The following is a 16,543-nucleotide window of genomic DNA, read 5'->3' on the forward strand; positions in this document are numbered from 1 at the left end:
AGGGTTGATGGGAGTTCCCCCGACCCTGTAGGAGCGAGCTTGCTCGCGAGCTTTTCAAGAACTCGCCCATCAATATGGGCTCGATAAAAAGCTCGCTCCTACAGGGGTGTGCGGTGCCGAATAAAAAAGGCGGCCCGGGGGCCGCCTCATCATTCACTCAAACGCGGCAGATCAAAAATCGTGATCGGCGTTGTCCGGGTTCAGGTCGTTGATGCCCAGCTTGCCGGCTGCCTGTTCGATAGCGCCGGTCTGCTTGACCAGTGCAGCGATGGCGTCGCGTACCACCTGGTTGCCTTTGTCATTGCCTGCAGCGATCAACTGGTCGTAGTGCTCGCCCTTGTTGGCAAGATCAACCATGACCTGGATCTTGGCTTCAGTGTCGGCCAGATCGGACTTCAACGTAGCGTCGGTAGCCGGGTCAACCGCCACTACCAGTGACGACAGGCTTGGGCCGGTCATTTTGCTGCCATCAGTGCGCACGTACTCGCCCAGGTACACGTTACGAATGCCTTTGGCGTCGTAGAAGTGCGAGTTGTGGGTGTTATCGCTGAAACAGTCCTGCTCGTCTTCAGGGGAGTTGGCTTCCAGCGACACTTTCATGCGTTCGCCTGCCAGTTCGCCCAGCGACAGGCTACCCATGCCAAACAGCATTTTGCGCAGGCCGTTTTGCGGGGTGTCGGCTTGCAGTGTGGCGCGGTAGTTATCGGCTACGTCCGGGGCCCAGTTGCCGACCATGTCGTTCAGGTCGTTGACCAGCAGTTGGGTGACCGCTTTGAGGTAAGCGCGACGGCGTTCATTGTGGCCGCCGGTGGCACCTTCGCCTTCAAGGTAGTCCGAAGCCGGGCGGTTGCCCGCGCCTGGGCCGGTGCCGTTGAGGTCCTGGCCCCAAAGCAGGAATTCGATCGCGTGGTAGCCGGTCGCCACGTTGGCTTCGGAGCCGCCCAGCTCGTTCAGGCTGGCCAGGGTTTCGGGAGTGATTTCGGTCACGTCGACCTTGTCTTCGCCGATCTGGATCTGGGTGTTGGCAATGATATTGGCGTTGGCGCCCGGGTTACCCAGTGCGCCGGCGTAGCTGGCGTCAACGTAGTCGATCAGGCCTTCGTCCAGTGGCCAGGCATTCACCTGACCTTCCCAGTCATCAATGATGGTGTTGCCGAAGCGGAACACTTCGCTTTGCAGGTAAGGTACGCGCGCTTCAACCCAGGCTGCACGGGCGGCTTTGAGGGTGTCATCGTTTGGCTTGGCGAGGAATGCATCGATAGCCGTTTGCAGTTTTTTCGCACCGGACTCGGCGTCGCTGAACACCGCATGAACCATGTCGGCGTAATGCGCGACAACAGCTTTGGCGGCTGCTTCATCGACTTTCGCCGCTGTGATGTCGGTCGCTGGCGTTGCGGTGCTGGTCGCTGCTGCCGGCGTAGGAGCCGCCGCAGTTTTTTCCTTGTCCTTGTCGCCACAACCGGCGAGTGAGATAGCAATGGCCAGCAGACTGGCGGTAGCCAGGGGCATACGAATCATGGCGAAAATCCTGCTTCGAGAGGTGGGACAAGCGTGCGGCTGCACACAAAACTGCGACATGATGCGAAAGATATGCATTTTGTGTAAAGGGTAGCGTTGTAAATATTTCTTATTTACATGAGCCCGGGCCGGATTCAGGGTCAATAATCAAACACCGCCCTGCCCACCAAGGACACCGGTCGCCTGCGCCTGTTTCAGGTAAACGCTCAGCTCCCGCGCACCAAGGGGTTTGCTGTACAGATAGCCCTGGCCCTCATGACAACCTTCATTGATCACATAGGCTTCTTGTTCGAGGGTCTCGACGCCTTCGGCAATCACCTGCATGCCGAGGCTTTTACCCAGCTGAATAATCGCCCGCACGATAGTGGCATCGTCGTCATCGTCAGCCAGGTCCTGGACAAAGCTTTTATCAATCTTGATTTTGTCCAGCGGCAGGCTCTTGAGGTAGCTCAGCGATGAATAGCCGGTGCCAAAGTCATCGATTGCGATGAGGGCGCCGGAGCTGCGCAGGCTCAGCAGGTGTTGGGCGGCAGTGCTGATGTCTTCCATCAGGCCGGTTTCCGTGACTTCCAGCTCCAGGCTGCGTGGCGGCAAACGGTAGTCCAGCATCAGGTTATTGACCACCCGCGGCAGTTCGACGTGGTGGAGTTGTACGGTAGAAAGGTTGACTGCCATGCGCAGCTCACTGAAGCCCTGATCGTGCCATTCGCGCAGTTGGCGGCAGGCCTGGTCCAGCACCCACTCGCCGATGGCAATGATGCTGCCGTTTTTTTCCGCCAGCGGAATAAACAGGTCTGCAGGGACCATACCGTGCTCCGGGTGCTGCCAGCGCAGCAACGCCTCGACACCGACCACCCGATGGTCGCTGTAACGGATCTGGGGCTGGTAGACGAGGTGGAGCTGGTTTCTGGGCAGTGCTTCGCGCAGGTCTTTTTCCAGTTCGCGCCGGCGTCGCATCTCGCGGTCGACGCTGGCGATGTAAAACTGATAACGGCTGCGCGAGCGGCTTTTGGCCAGGGTCATGGTTTGCTCGGCTTTTTGCAGCAACTGCTCGAAGGTGTCGCCATCCTCGGGAAACAGGGTGATGCCAATCGTGGCGCGCAAGCGGATGTTTTGCCCGTCTATATGGAAGGGCGTTTCGAGTTCATCAAGGATGCCCTGGGCTTGCTCGGCGGCTTCGTAGGGTTGCTCGATATGCGCTTGAACCAGCGCGAACTGGTCACCGCCCAGGCGTGCCAGAGCCCCCGGGCTGGCGCTGTGGGCACGAATACGATCAGTCAGGGCCTGCAACAGCCGGTCGCCGGTTTGATAGCCAAACTGTTCGTTGATGCTTTTGAAATCGTCGAGCCCCACACACAAGACGGCAACACGGCGTTGCGAACGGCGGGCTTCCAGCAGAATTTTCCCCAGCTGGGTCTGTAGTTGCTGTCGGTTGGGCAGGCCGGTCAGAAAGTCGTACTGAGCCATACGCAACAACGAGTTTTCCGCTTCGCGGCGCAAATCGGTATTGCGCTCGATGGAGGCCAGCAACTGGTTGGCGGTGTTAACCCACAGCCCCAGTTCATTGTGCTCGTGGCCTTTGAGTGGTGCCATTAATTGCTCACCGGGGCGGTCAGGATTAATGCTGGTCAGGTGCCGGATGATTTTTGACAGGGGTTTGGTCAGAAGCCAGTGATAAACCAGATACAGCACCAGTGCCATCAACAATGCGCGCAACACACCGGAGATGAAAATGATCACGGCGTTGGTAACAAAATCTCTGCCGTACGTGGCCGTGTCGAGCGTTATGTTCAAGTCGCCGTAATACTCGCTGCCCGGGTCACGGTTCATCAGCGCAATGCTGTCCGTGTATTGCCGGCCCAAAATAAGGTCGGTCAGCCATCGGCTTGACGAGTTGTGCAAGGGGCGTGATTTTTCGGCAAGGATGGCTTGATTGGGGTGTCCGATGGACGCCTGGCGTACGGCATCGTCCTGGAACAGGCCTTCGATGACCTGCATGGCCATATCGTGGTCCAGGCTATATACCGCCTGCGTTGAGGGATCGCGGAACATGTCGAGGATGCGCTCGGCATCATTGGCCACGGCCTGGCGGGTTTCGTAGGCATCGAAAACGATTTGCGCGCAACCAAGCAATGCTCCTACGGCCAGCGCCGACAGCAGCACCATTCGCAGCAACTTGACCGATAAGCTGTGTTTGAGTTCCTGCTTCAAAGCGCTCTTCCTTGTTTCTGCCGATAATGCCTTTTGCGATGGGGCTGAATGACTGTTGCGGATGTTCGAGGCAGCAATTGCGCAAGGTCAACACTGGCTATTGTGTCGGTATATTGCTTGGTTAACTTGAGTGGCTGAACAAAATAAATCCGGCCCTTGATACCGGCTTGCCGAAATGTCCCGCCGTGTGCGCTTCGGCGCTTATAAACAGGCAAAAAAAAACCCGGCATGCCGGGTTTTTTTTTACTTGGAGTCAGGCTTATGCAGTAAAGGTTTTGCCTTCGAACTGCTCAGCAACGAACTTCCAGTTAACGAGGTTCCAGAACGCTTCAACATACTTCGGACGTACGTTGCGGTAGTCGATGTAGTAAGCATGTTCCCAAACGTCGCAGGTCAGCAGCGGGGTGTCGCCGCTGGTCAGCGGGTTACCGGCGCCAATGGTGCTGGCCAGGGCCAGGGAGCCGTCAGCTTTCTTCACCAGCCAGCCCCAGCCGGAGCCGAAAGTGCCGATGGAAGTCTTGCTGAACTCTTCCTTGAACTTGTCGAACGAACCGAAAGCTGCGTTGATGGCATCAGCCAGCGCGCCGGTAGGTTGGCCGCCGCCGTTTGGCGTCATGCAGTTCCAGTAAAAAGTGTGGTTCCAGACCTGAGCGGCGTTGTTGAAGATACCGCCCGAAGAGGTTTTAACGATCTCTTCCAGGGTTTTGCCTTCGAACTCGGTGCCTGGCACCAGGTTGTTCAGGTTCACGACATAGGTGTTGTGGTGCTTGTCGTGGTGAAACTCCAGGGTTTCTTTGGAGATGTGCGGCTGCAGGGCATCGTGTGCGTAGGGCAGCGGCGGCAATTCGAAAGCCATGATGATTCTCCTAATCAGGTCAGTTGCGATGAGCGCAAGGCCGATCACGGGCGGCCAAACACGCGCCGACGAGTTTTTACTCTTAGCGGCGCAGGGGCTGGATCATAGCACCGGGGGTGCGGCAAAACCACGCAACAACTGTGTGGGATAGAGGTTCCAAAGATTTTGCAAGCGCTCTGGTCAGCATCAAGCAGCACTTATTAATTGATACGCCACGCTGAACATCATCACTGCCACCAGCAAGTCCAGCAAACGCCAGGTCGCCGGACGTGCCAGCCACGGCGCCAGCCAGGCGGCGCCAAGAGCCAGGGCGGAGAACCACATCAGTGAAGCACTGGCCGCCCCTGCGACATAAGCGCCGGGTTCGGTTTGCTGGGCGCCCAGGGAGCCGATCAGCAGCACCGTGTCCAGATACACATGGGGGTTGAGCAGAGTGACTGCCAGGGCACTGAGCATGACTGCGCGCAACGAGCGCACCTTGTGGTGTTCACCTTGCCCCAGGCTTTGTTTCGAACAAGCCCGGCGCAGCGCCAGAGTGCCGTACCACAGCAGGAACGCTGCCCCGCCCCAGCGGGCAATGGCCAGCAACAAAGGGTTCTGGGCCAACACCGTCGCCAGGCCAAATACCCCGGCAGCGACCAGCAGAGCGTCACATACCACGCACAGGGCCGCCACCGGCAGGTGATGTTCCCGGCGCAGGCTTTGTGCCAGAACAAAGGCGTTTTGAGTGCCAATGGCCATGATCAAACCCAGGGCTACCAGCAAGCCGTTCACATAACTTTGCCACATCGTCTTTACTCCGCGCTGGCTGCCAATTGACCCAGAACTGCCATGGCGCGGGCGGCATCGCTGCGCCCGACAAACAGATGGTCGTGGTAGTAACCGGCAATCACGTTGCAACTGATCCCGGCCTGGCCCAAAGCACTGGCGAAGGCGGCTGTCAGACCCACTGCCTGCAGCGCCGAATGCACGTTCAGAGTGATCCAGGCGGCGATGTAGTCATAGCCAAGCCCGGCCTGTTCAGCCTGCTGGCGTTCGACAATCACCGTCAGGCCTTCCTGTTCCCGAAAGCTGCCGATCACCTCACAACCGTCCGGGATGCGATGGTCGGGGAGGGTGCAAAACACATAGTCGCCCTCGTTGAGATGCGGGCTCATGCTGCGCAACAAAGTTGCCAGGGCGGTTTCGCCAGCCATGGAGGGATCCTTGAAGAATGGAAAGTGATGCTGGCTATTCTCGGGGCTCAAGCTGTATAAGAAAAACCAATATTGCTGATCGCTCATTAGGAAAACTGATGTTCGACTATAAATTGCTCTCTGCGCTTGCCGCAGTGGTAGAACAGGCCGGTTTTGAGCGTGCAGCGCAGGTGCTTGGACTGTCACAATCGGCCATTTCCCAGCGGATCAAACTGCTGGAGGCGCGAATTGGCCAGCCGGTGCTGATTCGCGCGACGCCGCCGAGCCCGACCGAGATTGGCCGGCGTTTGCTCAACCACGTCCAGCAAGTGCGTTTACTTGAGCGCGATTTGCAGAGTGCAGTACCGGCACTCGATGATGAAGGTCTGCCCGAGCGCCTGCGGATTGCCTTGAATGCCGACAGCCTGGCAACGTGGTGGGCCACGGCGGTCGGTGACTTTTGTGCCGACCAGCACCTGTTGCTGGACCTGGTGGTTGAAGATCAAAACGTGGGTCTCAAGCGGATGCGGGCTGGTGAAGTGGCTGCCTGCCTGTGTGCCAGCGAACGCCCGGTGGCCGGCGCCCGCAGTGTATTGCTGGGGGCCATGCGTTACCGGGCGCTGGCGAGCCCGGCATTTATTGCCCGGCATTTTCCCGGCGGCGTGAGTGCTGAGTTATTGCCCAAAACACCTGCGCTGGTATTCGGCCCGGATGACTTTTTGCAACATCGCTACCTGGCAATGCTTGGGGTAGACGGCGGATTCGAGCACCATTTGTGTCCGTCTTCCGAAGGCTTTATTCGCCTAACCGAAGCCGGTCTTGGCTGGGGGCTGGTCCCCGAATTACAGGTGCGCGAGCAGTTGGCAAGCGGGGGGCTGGTGGAGCTTTTGCCAGATAAACCGATCGACGTGCCACTGTACTGGCATCATTGGCGCAATGGTGGGCAACTGCTGGGGCAATTGACCGAACATTTAACTCGCTCGGCGCCCCGCTGGTTAGTGCCTTTGGCCTGACAACCAGCGTTTAAACAGCAGGCAACAAGAATTACAGCATTTGGAGTGATTGATGAAGATTCTGGTCACCGGCGCGAGCGGCTTTATAGGCGGACGCTTCGCGCGTTCAGCCCTGGAGCAGGGCTTTGACGTACGGGTCAGCGGGCGACGGGCCGAAGGCGTTGAACACCTGGTGCGGCGTGGGGCTGAATTTATCCCGGGTGATTTGACCGATGGCTTGCTGGTGCGCGATTTGTGTGTCGATGTCGATGCCGTGGTGCATTGTGCTGGCCACACGGGCGCCTGGGGTCGTTATCAGGACTTCCACCGCGACAACGTGCTGGTCACCGAAAACGTGGTGGAAGCCTGCTTGAAGCAACGGGTGCGACGTCTGGTGCACCTGTCTTCGGCATCGCTGTATTTCGATGGCCGTTCACATACCGACCTGACGGAAGACCAGTTGCCCAAGCGTTTCCGGCACCCCTATGCCGCGACCAAAAACCTGGCCGAACAAAAGGTTTTCGGTGCTCAGGAATTTGGCCTTGAAGTGATTGCCCTGCGTCCGCGATTCGTCACCGGAGCGGGAGATATGAGCCTCTTTCCGCGTTTGCTCAAACTGCAGCGCAAAGGTCGTCTGGCAATCGTGGGCAATGGCCTGAACAAGGTCGATTTCACCAGCATCCAAAACCTCAACGAAGCGTTGATGAGCAGTCTGCTGACCACGGGGTCGGCCGTGGGTAAGGCCTACAACATCAGTAATGGCACACCGATCCCGCTGTGGGACGTGATCAATTACGTGATGCGCCAAATGAACGTGCCGCAAGTCACCCGTTATCGTGGGTACGGCCTGGCCTACAGCCTGGGAGCACTCAGCGAGGCTGCCTGTAAAATGTGGCCGGGTCAGCCCGAGCCGACGCTCTCGCGTTTGGGCGTGCAGATCATGGACAAGGACTTTACCCTCGACATCAGCCGCGCCCGGCACTACCTGGACTACGACCCTAAAGTCAGTCTATGGGCGGCGCTTGACGAGTTTTGCGGCTGGTGGAAAGCCCAGGAATCGCCTTACCGTTAACCCTCTGGTGCCTGAAGCTTGTACCTTGAGGCTATTTTCAGGATTCAACAAAAGGTTTTGCCATGCGTAATGATGCCCGCGACGACTTTCACGATGTTCCGACCCTGCGCGCTACGGTGGATGATCAGGACGAACCGGAGCCGGCAGGCGGTGCTCGCGAGCGCACCACGGTGTACTCGCGCAACACGCCTGTCATCCAGGTCAAGGGGCCGAGCACCGGGCCTTTATGGGTCTTGATCGGTGCTTTGTTGCTGTCGGTGGCGGGGCTGGCGTGGTGGAGCTTTCAGCAGATTTCGTTGATGGAGCAGCAACTGGTGGCGACCCAGGAAAGCTTTGCCCGTATCAGTGAAGATGCGGCGGGGCGCTTGCAGGCCATTTCGGGGAAGGTGGTGGCCAGCGAGTCGAGTATTAACAACGGTAGCGAAGCCTTGAAGTTGCAGATCAAGCAGCTTGAGGAACAGTTGCTGGAGCAGGGCAAGCGCCAGCAAGGTCTGGTGACGGGGCAGCAGGGCGAGCTGGACAGCCGATTTGAGCAAATCAATGCCGCCATGTTGATGCAGGTGACGGCTCAGAAAGAAAGCCAGACCAGGCTCGAAACCGATATGAAAAGTCTGGCCAGTGAGCTGTCCACGCTCAAAGCCAGTGTCGCGCAGCAAGCGGTAGACGTAGCGGCCCTGAAAAAGCAAGGCAACCCGGGCGCGGCGGTAGAGCGTCTGGAGCAGGACTTGATGGTGCTCAAAAGTGAGCTCGAGAACCGCCCGGCCCCTGCCCAGGGCACCAACACCGCAGAGTTTGACGTATTCCGCGGCCAGGTGACGCGCAACATCAACACCCTGCAAAGCCAGATCCAGAACCTGCAGAAGCAGATCAGCGCCAGGCCTTGATGGGCTGCAAAAGCTGCAGGGGCGAGCTTGTTCGCGATGGCACCGGTGCACACTGCACCTGGTGCCGGGACTGTCTATTGAGCCTTGTCTTCGCGCCCGCGCAATACCTGATTGGGCATGGCGATCGCAGCACTGAGCCCCAGCAGTGAGATCACCGCACTGATGATCAACAAGTGACGGAAGGTCTGCAGCAGTTCTGTGCGAAGACTGGCCAGTGCGGGGCCTTGTACCGCATTCAGACTGTCGAGCAATACGTTGCCCGAGCTGCCTTCCCCTAGCATCGCTTGCCCGGCAGCAGGGGCCAGCAAGGAATCGTGCAACAGCGCGAGCAACAAGGCCGACATCAGCGCCACCCCTACAGCGCCGCCCAGTGAGCGGAACAGGTTGGTGGTGCTGGTGGCCACGCCAATGTCGTGTTGCTGTACCGAGTTTTGTGCACCCACCAGTGAGGTCGGAAACTGCATCCCGGCTGCAATCCCGGCGAACAACATAAAGACGCCGCTCAACACCTGCGCACTTGGCGGGCTGAAAGCCATGCCGAAAATTGCCAGGGGCATCAGCACCGCACCTGCCAGAATCATCGGTTTGTAATAGCCGGTAACCGAGGTCATGCGCCCTGCAAAGTAAGCGCCCATCGGCAAGCCCATGGCCAGTGGCAACAGGTGCATGGCGGCGCTGTCAGCGCCGGCACCGGTGATGCTCTGATAGCGCAGCGGCATCAGCACGATCAGCGAAATCGCCTGAAAGCTGGTGAAAAAGATCGTGCACCAGCACAGCACCGCGCTGCGATTGGCGAACAGGTGCATCGGCAGCAGTGGCTCCAGCGTGCGGCGCTCATGCCACACGAACAGGCCAAGCGCGATTATTGCAGCCACCAGCAGCCCCAGCACCTGGCTATCACGCCAGCTATGACCTTGACCGATAAAGGTGATGCTCAGCAGCAATGAGGTCAGCCCGACAATCATCAGGACCGTACCCAGGTAATCAATGATCGGTTTGCGTTGCGGGACGGGTAGCCCTACCAGTGTGCGATAGGAAATCCACCACGCCGCCAGGCCCAGCGGCAAATTGATCAAAAACACCCAGCGCCATGACAGGTACTCGGTCATGAAGCCGCCCAGAACTGGCCCGGCAACGCTGGCAATCGCGTACATGCCGCTGAAATAGCCCTGATACCGCCCACGCTCGCGCGGCGGAATAATGTCGCCAATAATCGCCTGGCTGACCGAAATCATCCCGCCCGCGCCGATCCCCTGAATGATCCGCGCCAGCACCAGTTGCTCCATGCTCTGGGCCAGGCCGCAAAACAGCGAGGCCAGGGTAAACAGGCCCATGCCAAATAGCATCAGGCGCCTGCGCCCGTACAGGTCGCCGAGTTTGCCGTAGATGGGAACGGCCACGGTCATGGCCACCATGTAGCCCGAAATCACCCAGGCCAACTGGCTGACGTCCTTGAACTGGGCAGAGATGGCGGGGATGGACACGGCCACAATAGTCTGGTCCAGCGCGCCGAGGAAAATCGCCAGCATCAGGGCGACCAGAATGCTGCGAATGGCAGGTTTGGATTGGGGGGGCTGATTCAGATTGGTCACTACAACACCTGTGCGCGGCATGCCTGTGGTGGAATGCCGCTCAGTCTACTCGATAGCTTGCTATTCGATAGCCTCATAAGGAAGGCCCACGTAATTTTCTGCGATGGTCGTGCGCCCGGCCACGGAGTCGACGAAATATCCCAGCTCACTGTCGGCAATCCGCTGGCTGAAGCTGTCGCTGTCAGGGAAACGATGCAGCATCGAGGTCAACCACCATGAAAAGCGTTCGGCCTTCCACACGCGCCGCAGGCAGACCTCGGAGTAGCGCTCCAGCAAGTCGGTGCGACCTTGTGTGTAAACCTTTAGCAGAATATTGAACAGCGTACTGACGTCACTGGCGGCCAGGTTCAAGCCTTTGGCTCCGGTAGGCGGCACGATGTGCGCGGCATCACCCACCAGGAACATGCGCCCGTATTGCATGGGCTCGACCACAAAACTGCGCAGCGGCGCGATGCTTTTCTCGATCGATGCCCCGGTCACCAGGCGTTCAGCCAGGGGGGCTGGCAGGCGGGCCTTGAGTTCGTCCCAAAAGCGTTGGTCGGACCAGTCCTCGACCTTTTCTTCGGCCGGCACTTGCAGGTAATAACGGCTGCGCGTTGCCGAGCGCTGGCTGCACAGGGCAAAACCACGCTCGTGTTTGGCGTAAACCAGTTCGTGGTTGACGGGCGGCGTATCACACAGCACCCCGAGCCAGCCGAAGGGGTACACGCGTTCGAAGATTTTCAGTACGTCCTCGGGAATCGACTGACGTGCCACGCCGTGAAACCCGTCGCATCCGGCAATGTAATCGCAATCCAGGCGCCAGCTTTCGCCGTCTTTATCGAAGGTCAGGTAGGGGGCGTCGGTTTTCATATCATGAGGCTGCACATTGCTGGCGCTGTACAGGGTTTGCGCGCCTGTCTGCGCACGTGCAGCCATCAGGTCCCGGGTAACTTCGGTCTGGCCGTAAACCATCACACTCTTGCCGCCGGTCAGACCCTTGAGGTCGATATGGACCTGGCGCCCATCCAGCGCCAGTTCGAAACCGTCATGCACCAGACCTTCAGCGTCCATACGCTGACTGACCCCGGCCTGGCGCAGCAGGTCGACCATGCCTTGTTCGAGCACCCCCGCCCGGATTCGGCCCAGTACGTAATCCCCCGTCTGGCGTTCGATAATGACGTTATCAATACCCGCCCCATGCAGCAGTTGACCAAGTAAAAGGCCTGAAGGGCCAGCACCGATAATAGCGACTTGAGTTCTCATAATGATGGTCTCCGGCAAGCCCCGGCCGTTAACGGCGAGGTCGTTCTTATAAGTTTGTGCTTGTATTTTTCGCTTGCGAGACGGGCAATAGAAGGTGATAACAGCGTCATTACCGGTACTTTTCGCTAATCGGTGCGGTTATCGGTCTCCGGCAAATTATTTAGACTCTGGTGCAATGAATCCTTCTGCCTATTCGTCGATTCCGGTCTTCAAGCTTTACGGTGAGCAGCACGACTGGCTCAGCCCCGACCTGCTGCACTGCGAAACCATCTCGCTGCGCAGCCGCGTCCACGACTGGGAGATTCGTGCGCACCGGCATGCTGATTTGTGCCAGTTGCTGTACGTGCACAAGGGGCGGGCGCAGGTTGAAGTCGAAGGCCAGCTGCATGTACTTGAGCAATCGGCGATTCAGGTCATCCCGCCGTTGTGCGTCCACGGTTTTCAGTTTTCGCCCAACGTTGAGGGGTTTGTGCTGACGCTGGCGGCACCGCTGGTGGCGCAATTGCAAGCCCGGCTGGGCGGTTCGATAAGTGCTTTGCAACGGGTTGCCAGCTACCCGGCAGGCAAGGACCGGCATTACCTGAATAATCTGTTCAGTGTGCTGCAAAGCGAATATGTGGGCGCACAGCCTGCCCGCGACATGCTCCTGCAATCGCTGATCAGTGTGCTTTTGGTGTGGGTCACGCGTCAGGTGATGGTGCGTTATGAATCGCGACAGTTGCCGCAACGCGGCCGAGAGTATTTGAGCCAGTTCAATCAACGGGTCGAGACATTATTTCGCGAGCAGCCGTCCGTTGAGCAGTTGGCGCACCAGGTAGGCATTTCGGTGGCGCACTTGAACAGCATCTGTCGCGAGCTGGCGGGGCGGTCGGCGCTGCAGATCATTCATCAGCGCCAGTTACTGGAGGCAAAGCGGCAGTTGATTTACACACCGATGACCATCAGCGAAGTGGCCGAGAGCCTGGGTTTTGCTGACCCGGCGTATTTTTCGCGTTTTTTTCGGCGTCTGACAGGGACTTCGCCCAGCGCGTTTCGCACAGACCGGACTGACAACAGCAGTCCGGTCTGACTCCGGGGCTTCCTTACCTCAGAGCACTAAACGCAGAATTACAGTGCCCGCCATTGCAACTGACGGTATATCCGACTGCTTGCCGGGTTTGTTCGGCGCGGTAGCAGGCGCCAGCAAACAGGACAGCGGCAGCAAAAATGAGAAACAAGGTCATGCATCTGGTTTTTGTTTTAGTGGTCATGGCATTCATCTCCTAGACGTCACACCCTTGAGGCTAGTTCAGACCCAAGGGTCTGTTGACATTTAGTTGTCGCGCCACAACCAAGCGTCAATAGACCCTATTACTTGCCATGCTATTTGTACGAGTGGTCATGCAGCGCTTCATCCTCCAAATGGACTACTCGCATGATTATTTGGCCCCGTGCAAAGTGGTTTTTCAGATGTCCCACGCAGGCTCTTCGGTAAACCGCGCGGCGAGAAAGTCGAGCATGCTGCGCAATGTGGCGGGCATGTGTTTGCGCGAGGCGTACACCGCGTAAATGTTCAATACCCGGGGCTCAGCTTGCGGCAGCAGACGTACCAGTGTGCCCTGTTGCACATGAATCCCGGCCTGATACGTGGGCAGCAACGAAACACCGGCCCCCGCCAGTGTGGCGCTCAACAGCGTGCTGGCTTCATTGGCGCTGATATTGCCTTGCACCGGTACTGCGACGTCTTCACCGCCCCGGGTGAAATGCCACAGGCTTTTGCCGTAATAGGAGTGGGTCAGGCAGTTGTGCCGGCTGAGTTCTTCAACCTGCTGCGGTGCCGGATGTTCACGTAAATAGGCCGGGGACGCACACAGCACGGAGCGACAGACCGTCAACTTGCGGGCAATCAGGTTCGGGTCCAGGTCATTGCTGGTACGAATCGCCAGATCAATACGTTCATCCACCAGATTCACTGTGCGGTCGAGCATTTGCAGATCGATGCTGACCTGTGGATTGAGCCTTACATAGTCAGTAACGGCACTAGCCAGCTGGGCCTGGCCGAATGAGGTGCTGACGCTGATGCGTAACAAGCCCCGCGGCGCATCACCCGGAACACTGACTGTGGCTTGCAGGTCATCAGCCAGTTCCAGTAGTTGCCGACAGCGGGGCAGCGTTTCGAAACCGGCGGCGGTCAGGCTCAGTTTGCGCGTGGTGCGGTGCATCAAGCGTGCGCCCACCCACTCTTCGAGTTCAGCCAGGTAGCGCGAAACGACAGGTCGCGACAGGTCCAGATGGTCGGCCGCTGCCGACTGGCTGCCAAGGTCAACGACGGTGGTGAACACCCGCATTGCAGTAAGACGATCCATGATTTGCCCGATATCCGAAACAGACTATGTTCAAGCATCGCATTTTTAGTTGGCTGTGGTGCTACTAAGCTCTGTCCATCGCTTACACCGTCCCACGACTCTGGATACCCTCATGCCTGGATTTTCGACCCTGCGCCGTTTCGTTCTCAGTGCCGTTGTGCTGGGCTTTACTGCTCACGCAGCTACTGCCCCGATGCCTTTGACCCTGGATGTATACAACCCGGGGGCTGCGGCAATATTCCCGGTGTCCTCAGTACTTGTCAGCGGTGAAAAAGACGCCATTCTGGTCGATGCCCAATTTGCCAAAGCCCAGGCCCAGCAAGTGGTCGACAAGATCCGCGCCAGCGGCAAGCACCTGACCACTATCTACATCAGCCATGGCGACCCGGATTATTACTTCGGTCTGGAGACCCTGACCCAGGCTTTTCCGGACGCCAAAGTACTGGCTTCGGGGCCGACCGTTGAGCACATCAACAAGACCAAGGATGCCAAGCTGGCGTTCTGGGGACCGCAGATGGGCAAGGATGTACCGGGCAAGCTGATCGTGCCCCAGGTTCTCAAGGGCAACACCCTCAGTCTTGAAGGGCATGAACTGGACATTGTCGGTCTTGGCGGCAGACAACCCGACCGCACCTTTGTCTGGATTCCCTCGCTCAAGGCGGTGGTCGGCGGGGTAGTGGTGGCTGACAACCTGCACGTCTGGATGGCTGACACCCAGACGCCGCAGTCCCACAAACACTGGCTGGCTACCCTCAAACGGATCGACAGCCTGCAACCGCAAGTGGTCGTGCCAGGCCATTATCTGGGCGAGAACGACCGCTCCCTGAACGCCGTGCATTTTACTCGCGACTACATCAAGGCATTTGACGAAGAAACCCTCAAGGCCCGCAATTCGGGCGAATTGATCGCGGCAATGAAAAAACGCTACCCGGATCTGGGCGAAGAGTCCTCTCTGGAACTGAGCGCTAAAGTCGCCAAGGGCGAAATGAAGTGGTGATGCGAAATTTGCCTCACGCCAAGCAATCCAATTGGAGAACGTCATGAGCAAAATTGCAATTATCGGAGCTACCGGTCGCGCGGGTAGCCAATTGCTGGAAGAAGCCCTGCGCCGAGGCCACAGCGTGACTGCCATCGCCCGTCATGCTTCGAAAATCGGTGCCCGGGACGGGGTCGTGACCAAAGACGTGGATATCAATGACGCCAGGGCTTTGCAAGACGCAGTGGCAGGCAACGATGTGGTGTTGAGTGCGGCACACTTCTCGACCCAGCCGGCTGCGGCAATCATCGAGCCGGTTAAAAAAGCCGGGATCAAACGCCTGCTGTTTGTCGGTGGCGCGGGTTCGTTATTGTTGCCCGACGATACTAAAGTCATCGAAAGCCCGGGCTTCCCCGAGGAGTACAAGCCGGAAGCCAGCGCTGGCAGCGTTTACCTGGATACCTTGCGTGCTGAAAAGGACCTGGACTGGAGCTTCCTGTCACCCTCTGCCGAGTTTGTAGAAGGCGAGCGCACCGGCAAATTTCGCCTGGGCAAAGATCATCTGCTGGTCAGTGCCGAAGGCAAAAGCTGGATCACTTTCGCCGATTTCGCCATTGCCATGCTCGATGAAGTAGAGCATCCCGTACATTCGCGTCAGCGGTTTACAGTCGGTTACTGATCAGCGGCTTTTGCAGGGGCGGGCGGGTCTGGCGATAACCTCATCGCGAGGCCAGCCCGCTCCTACAAAGTTGATGCTGCCTGCTTTACCAGCCACGCCATCAATTCGCGCAGCGGCGTCGAGTCTTCACTGCGCGGCGAGCATACAAGCTGATACACCGCCCCTGTGCGCACTTTCAGGTCAAAGGGCAGGGCCAGACGGCCCGCTTTCAGGTCGTCGCCGATCAGCGCCCAGTCGCCGATCGCAACACCGTTGCCCTGGGCAGCCACAGTCATGGCCAGGTCGAGGGTGTCGAAATACTGATTCTGGCAGATGCTGGAGACATCGCCCCCGGCGGCATTCAGCCAGTTGGTCCAGTCCCGTTGATCACGGCTGGGGTGCAGTAGCCTGTGGTGCTTAAGGTCGCTCAGGCTCTTGATAGCATTGCTGCCTTCCAGCAACTGCGGGGCGCAAACGGGCGTCAGTTGCTCGTCCAGCAGGTGTTGACCCTGGCGTTTTGGCCCCGGGGTGGCGCTGTATATCACTGCGGCATCGAACGCCTCGCGGCGAAAATCCACCCCGTGCTCCACGCTGCTGGTCAGTTCGACCGGTACGTCCGGGCGCAGCTTTTGCCATTGCATCAATTTGGGCAGCAGCCAGCGCAACATGCAGGTAGGCGCTTTGATCTGCAGCGGGGTGCGACGCACGCTTGCTTGCTCGACCGCCTCATCGATCAAGTCGAACGCCTGCTCGATGCGCGGGTACAGTGCCTGGCCCTGTTCGGTCAGGCTCAGACCCCGTGCCTGGCGGTGGAACAGCGCATAGCCCAGGTGATCCTCAAGCCCGGCTATTTGCCGGCTCACGGCGCCCTGGGAGATATGCAACTGCTCCCCGGCCCGGGTGAAATTGCAGCATTGGGCCGTGATTAAAAAAGTATGCAGCGCAGGGAGTGGCGGAAGGCGTTTCATCAGAAGTCAGCCATGAGCACAGGACATGGCTAGTATGTGCAGGTTTGCGTT

At 58.5% G+C, this 16,543-nt stretch carries 15 protein-coding genes; 6 read left to right on the plus strand and 9 right to left on the minus strand.

Annotated features, from left to right (window positions below; all coding sequences use genetic code 11):
- Positions 1–171 precede the first annotated feature (171 nt).
- From AOC04_RS02370 to AOC04_RS02390, 5 genes are all read right to left on the minus strand, one after another.
- The gene (locus AOC04_RS02370) at positions 172–1,518 is read right to left on the minus strand and encodes an imelysin family protein (RefSeq protein WP_060690986.1); all 1,347 of its coding nucleotides are present in this window, start codon (positions 1,516–1,518) and stop codon (positions 172–174) included.
- A 147-nt stretch (positions 1,519–1,665) separates the two neighbouring features.
- Complete coding sequence (locus AOC04_RS02375; RefSeq protein ID WP_418054943.1) at positions 1,666–3,684, minus strand: putative bifunctional diguanylate cyclase/phosphodiesterase; 2,019 nt, start codon at positions 3,682–3,684, stop codon at positions 1,666–1,668.
- Between the two features lie 304 nt (positions 3,685–3,988).
- A complete protein-coding gene (locus AOC04_RS02380; protein ID WP_060690988.1) occupies positions 3,989–4,585 on the minus strand; it encodes a superoxide dismutase in 597 nt (198 codons plus the stop codon).
- A 186-nt stretch (positions 4,586–4,771) separates the two neighbouring features.
- Positions 4,772–5,374 carry a LysE/ArgO family amino acid transporter gene (locus AOC04_RS02385; RefSeq protein WP_060690989.1) on the minus strand — a complete coding sequence of 201 codons (603 nt, stop codon included), beginning with the start codon at positions 5,372–5,374 and terminating at the stop codon, positions 4,772–4,774.
- A gap of 5 nt (positions 5,375–5,379) precedes the next feature.
- Positions 5,380–5,781 carry an ACT domain-containing protein gene (locus AOC04_RS02390; protein ID WP_060690990.1) on the minus strand — a complete coding sequence of 134 codons (402 nt, stop codon included), beginning with the start codon at positions 5,779–5,781 and terminating at the stop codon, positions 5,380–5,382.
- A gap of 98 nt (positions 5,782–5,879) precedes the next feature.
- On the opposite strand from AOC04_RS02390, the gene AOC04_RS02395 reads away from it, so the two are divergent.
- The 3 genes from AOC04_RS02395 to AOC04_RS02405 all read left to right on the plus strand — a co-directional run bounded on the left by AOC04_RS02395 (position 5,880) and on the right by AOC04_RS02405 (position 8,708).
- On the plus strand, positions 5,880–6,773 hold the full coding sequence (locus tag AOC04_RS02395) for a LysR family transcriptional regulator ArgP (protein WP_060690991.1): 894 nt from the start codon (positions 5,880–5,882) through the stop codon (positions 6,771–6,773).
- Positions 6,774–6,825: 52 nt separating this feature from the next.
- A complete protein-coding gene (locus tag AOC04_RS02400; protein WP_060690992.1) occupies positions 6,826–7,824 on the plus strand; it encodes an NAD-dependent epimerase/dehydratase family protein in 999 nt (332 codons plus the stop codon).
- Positions 7,825–7,886: 62 nt separating this feature from the next.
- Positions 7,887–8,708 (plus strand): hypothetical protein, encoded by an 822-nt coding sequence (locus AOC04_RS02405; RefSeq protein ID WP_060690993.1) that lies wholly within the window; start codon positions 7,887–7,889, stop codon positions 8,706–8,708.
- A 74-nt stretch (positions 8,709–8,782) separates the two neighbouring features.
- Here the strand turns inward: AOC04_RS02405 and AOC04_RS02410 are convergent, their stop codons facing one another.
- Entirely contained in the window at positions 8,783–10,300 is a 1,518-nt protein-coding gene (locus AOC04_RS02410) for an MDR family MFS transporter (protein ID WP_060690994.1), read from the minus strand.
- 60 nt (positions 10,301–10,360) lie between these two features.
- The gene (gene pobA, locus AOC04_RS02415; protein ID WP_060690995.1) at positions 10,361–11,545 is read right to left on the minus strand and encodes a 4-hydroxybenzoate 3-monooxygenase; all 1,185 of its coding nucleotides are present in this window, start codon (positions 11,543–11,545) and stop codon (positions 10,361–10,363) included.
- Between the two features lie 175 nt (positions 11,546–11,720).
- Between pobA and AOC04_RS02420 the strand changes: the two genes are divergently transcribed.
- Positions 11,721–12,614, plus strand: a complete 894-nt coding sequence (locus AOC04_RS02420; RefSeq protein ID WP_060690996.1) for a helix-turn-helix domain-containing protein — start codon at positions 11,721–11,723, stop codon at positions 12,612–12,614.
- 376 nt (positions 12,615–12,990) lie between these two features.
- Here AOC04_RS02420 and AOC04_RS02425 read toward each other — a convergent pair whose 3' ends face one another.
- Positions 12,991–13,890 carry a LysR family transcriptional regulator gene (locus AOC04_RS02425; RefSeq protein ID WP_060690997.1) on the minus strand — a complete coding sequence of 300 codons (900 nt, stop codon included), beginning with the start codon at positions 13,888–13,890 and terminating at the stop codon, positions 12,991–12,993.
- A 112-nt stretch (positions 13,891–14,002) separates the two neighbouring features.
- Here AOC04_RS02425 and AOC04_RS02430 point away from each other — a divergent pair, with 112 nt between their 5' ends.
- Positions 14,003–14,887, plus strand: coding sequence for an MBL fold metallo-hydrolase (locus AOC04_RS02430; protein ID WP_060690998.1), 885 nt, complete (start codon positions 14,003–14,005; stop codon positions 14,885–14,887).
- A gap of 43 nt (positions 14,888–14,930) precedes the next feature.
- On the plus strand, positions 14,931–15,545 hold the full coding sequence (locus AOC04_RS02435; protein WP_060690999.1) for an NAD(P)-dependent oxidoreductase: 615 nt from the start codon (positions 14,931–14,933) through the stop codon (positions 15,543–15,545).
- A gap of 62 nt (positions 15,546–15,607) precedes the next feature.
- Here the strand turns inward: AOC04_RS02435 and AOC04_RS02440 are convergent, their stop codons facing one another.
- Positions 15,608–16,492 (minus strand): LysR substrate-binding domain-containing protein, encoded by an 885-nt coding sequence (locus AOC04_RS02440; RefSeq protein WP_060691000.1) that lies wholly within the window; start codon positions 16,490–16,492, stop codon positions 15,608–15,610.
- Positions 16,493–16,543 lie beyond the last annotated feature (51 nt).

Origin of the sequence: Pseudomonas versuta, assembly GCF_001294575.1 — a bacterium.
Taxonomy (GTDB): Bacteria; Pseudomonadota; Gammaproteobacteria; order Pseudomonadales; family Pseudomonadaceae; genus Aquipseudomonas; species Aquipseudomonas versuta.

What these genes read in the sequence shown, in the direction of transcription:
- AOC04_RS02370 (WP_060690986.1), bottom strand. Translation starts at nt 1,518, where the DNA reads ATGATTCGTATGCCCCTGGCTACCGCCAGTCTGCTGGCCATTGCTATC.
- AOC04_RS02375 (WP_418054943.1), bottom strand. Translation starts at nt 3,684, where the DNA reads ATGGTGCTGCTGTCGGCGCTGGCCGTAGGAGCATTGCTTGGTTGCGCG.
- AOC04_RS02380 (WP_060690988.1), bottom strand. Translation starts at nt 4,585, where the DNA reads ATGGCTTTCGAATTGCCGCCGCTGCCCTACGCACACGATGCCCTGCAG.
- AOC04_RS02385 (WP_060690989.1), bottom strand. Translation starts at nt 5,374, where the DNA reads ATGTGGCAAAGTTATGTGAACGGCTTGCTGGTAGCCCTGGGTTTGATC.
- AOC04_RS02390 (WP_060690990.1), bottom strand. Translation starts at nt 5,781, where the DNA reads ATGGCTGGCGAAACCGCCCTGGCAACTTTGTTGCGCAGCATGAGCCCG.
- AOC04_RS02395 (WP_060690991.1), top strand. Translation starts at nt 5,880, where the DNA reads ATGTTCGACTATAAATTGCTCTCTGCGCTTGCCGCAGTGGTAGAACAG.
- AOC04_RS02400 (WP_060690992.1), top strand. Translation starts at nt 6,826, where the DNA reads ATGAAGATTCTGGTCACCGGCGCGAGCGGCTTTATAGGCGGACGCTTC.
- AOC04_RS02405 (WP_060690993.1), top strand. Translation starts at nt 7,887, where the DNA reads ATGCGTAATGATGCCCGCGACGACTTTCACGATGTTCCGACCCTGCGC.
- pobA (WP_060690995.1), bottom strand. Translation starts at nt 11,545, where the DNA reads ATGAGAACTCAAGTCGCTATTATCGGTGCTGGCCCTTCAGGCCTTTTA.
- AOC04_RS02420 (WP_060690996.1), top strand. Translation starts at nt 11,721, where the DNA reads ATGAATCCTTCTGCCTATTCGTCGATTCCGGTCTTCAAGCTTTACGGT.
- AOC04_RS02425 (WP_060690997.1), bottom strand. Translation starts at nt 13,890, where the DNA reads ATGGATCGTCTTACTGCAATGCGGGTGTTCACCACCGTCGTTGACCTT.
- AOC04_RS02430 (WP_060690998.1), top strand. Translation starts at nt 14,003, where the DNA reads ATGCCTGGATTTTCGACCCTGCGCCGTTTCGTTCTCAGTGCCGTTGTG.
- AOC04_RS02435 (WP_060690999.1), top strand. Translation starts at nt 14,931, where the DNA reads ATGAGCAAAATTGCAATTATCGGAGCTACCGGTCGCGCGGGTAGCCAA.
- AOC04_RS02440 (WP_060691000.1), bottom strand. Translation starts at nt 16,492, where the DNA reads ATGAAACGCCTTCCGCCACTCCCTGCGCTGCATACTTTTTTAATCACG.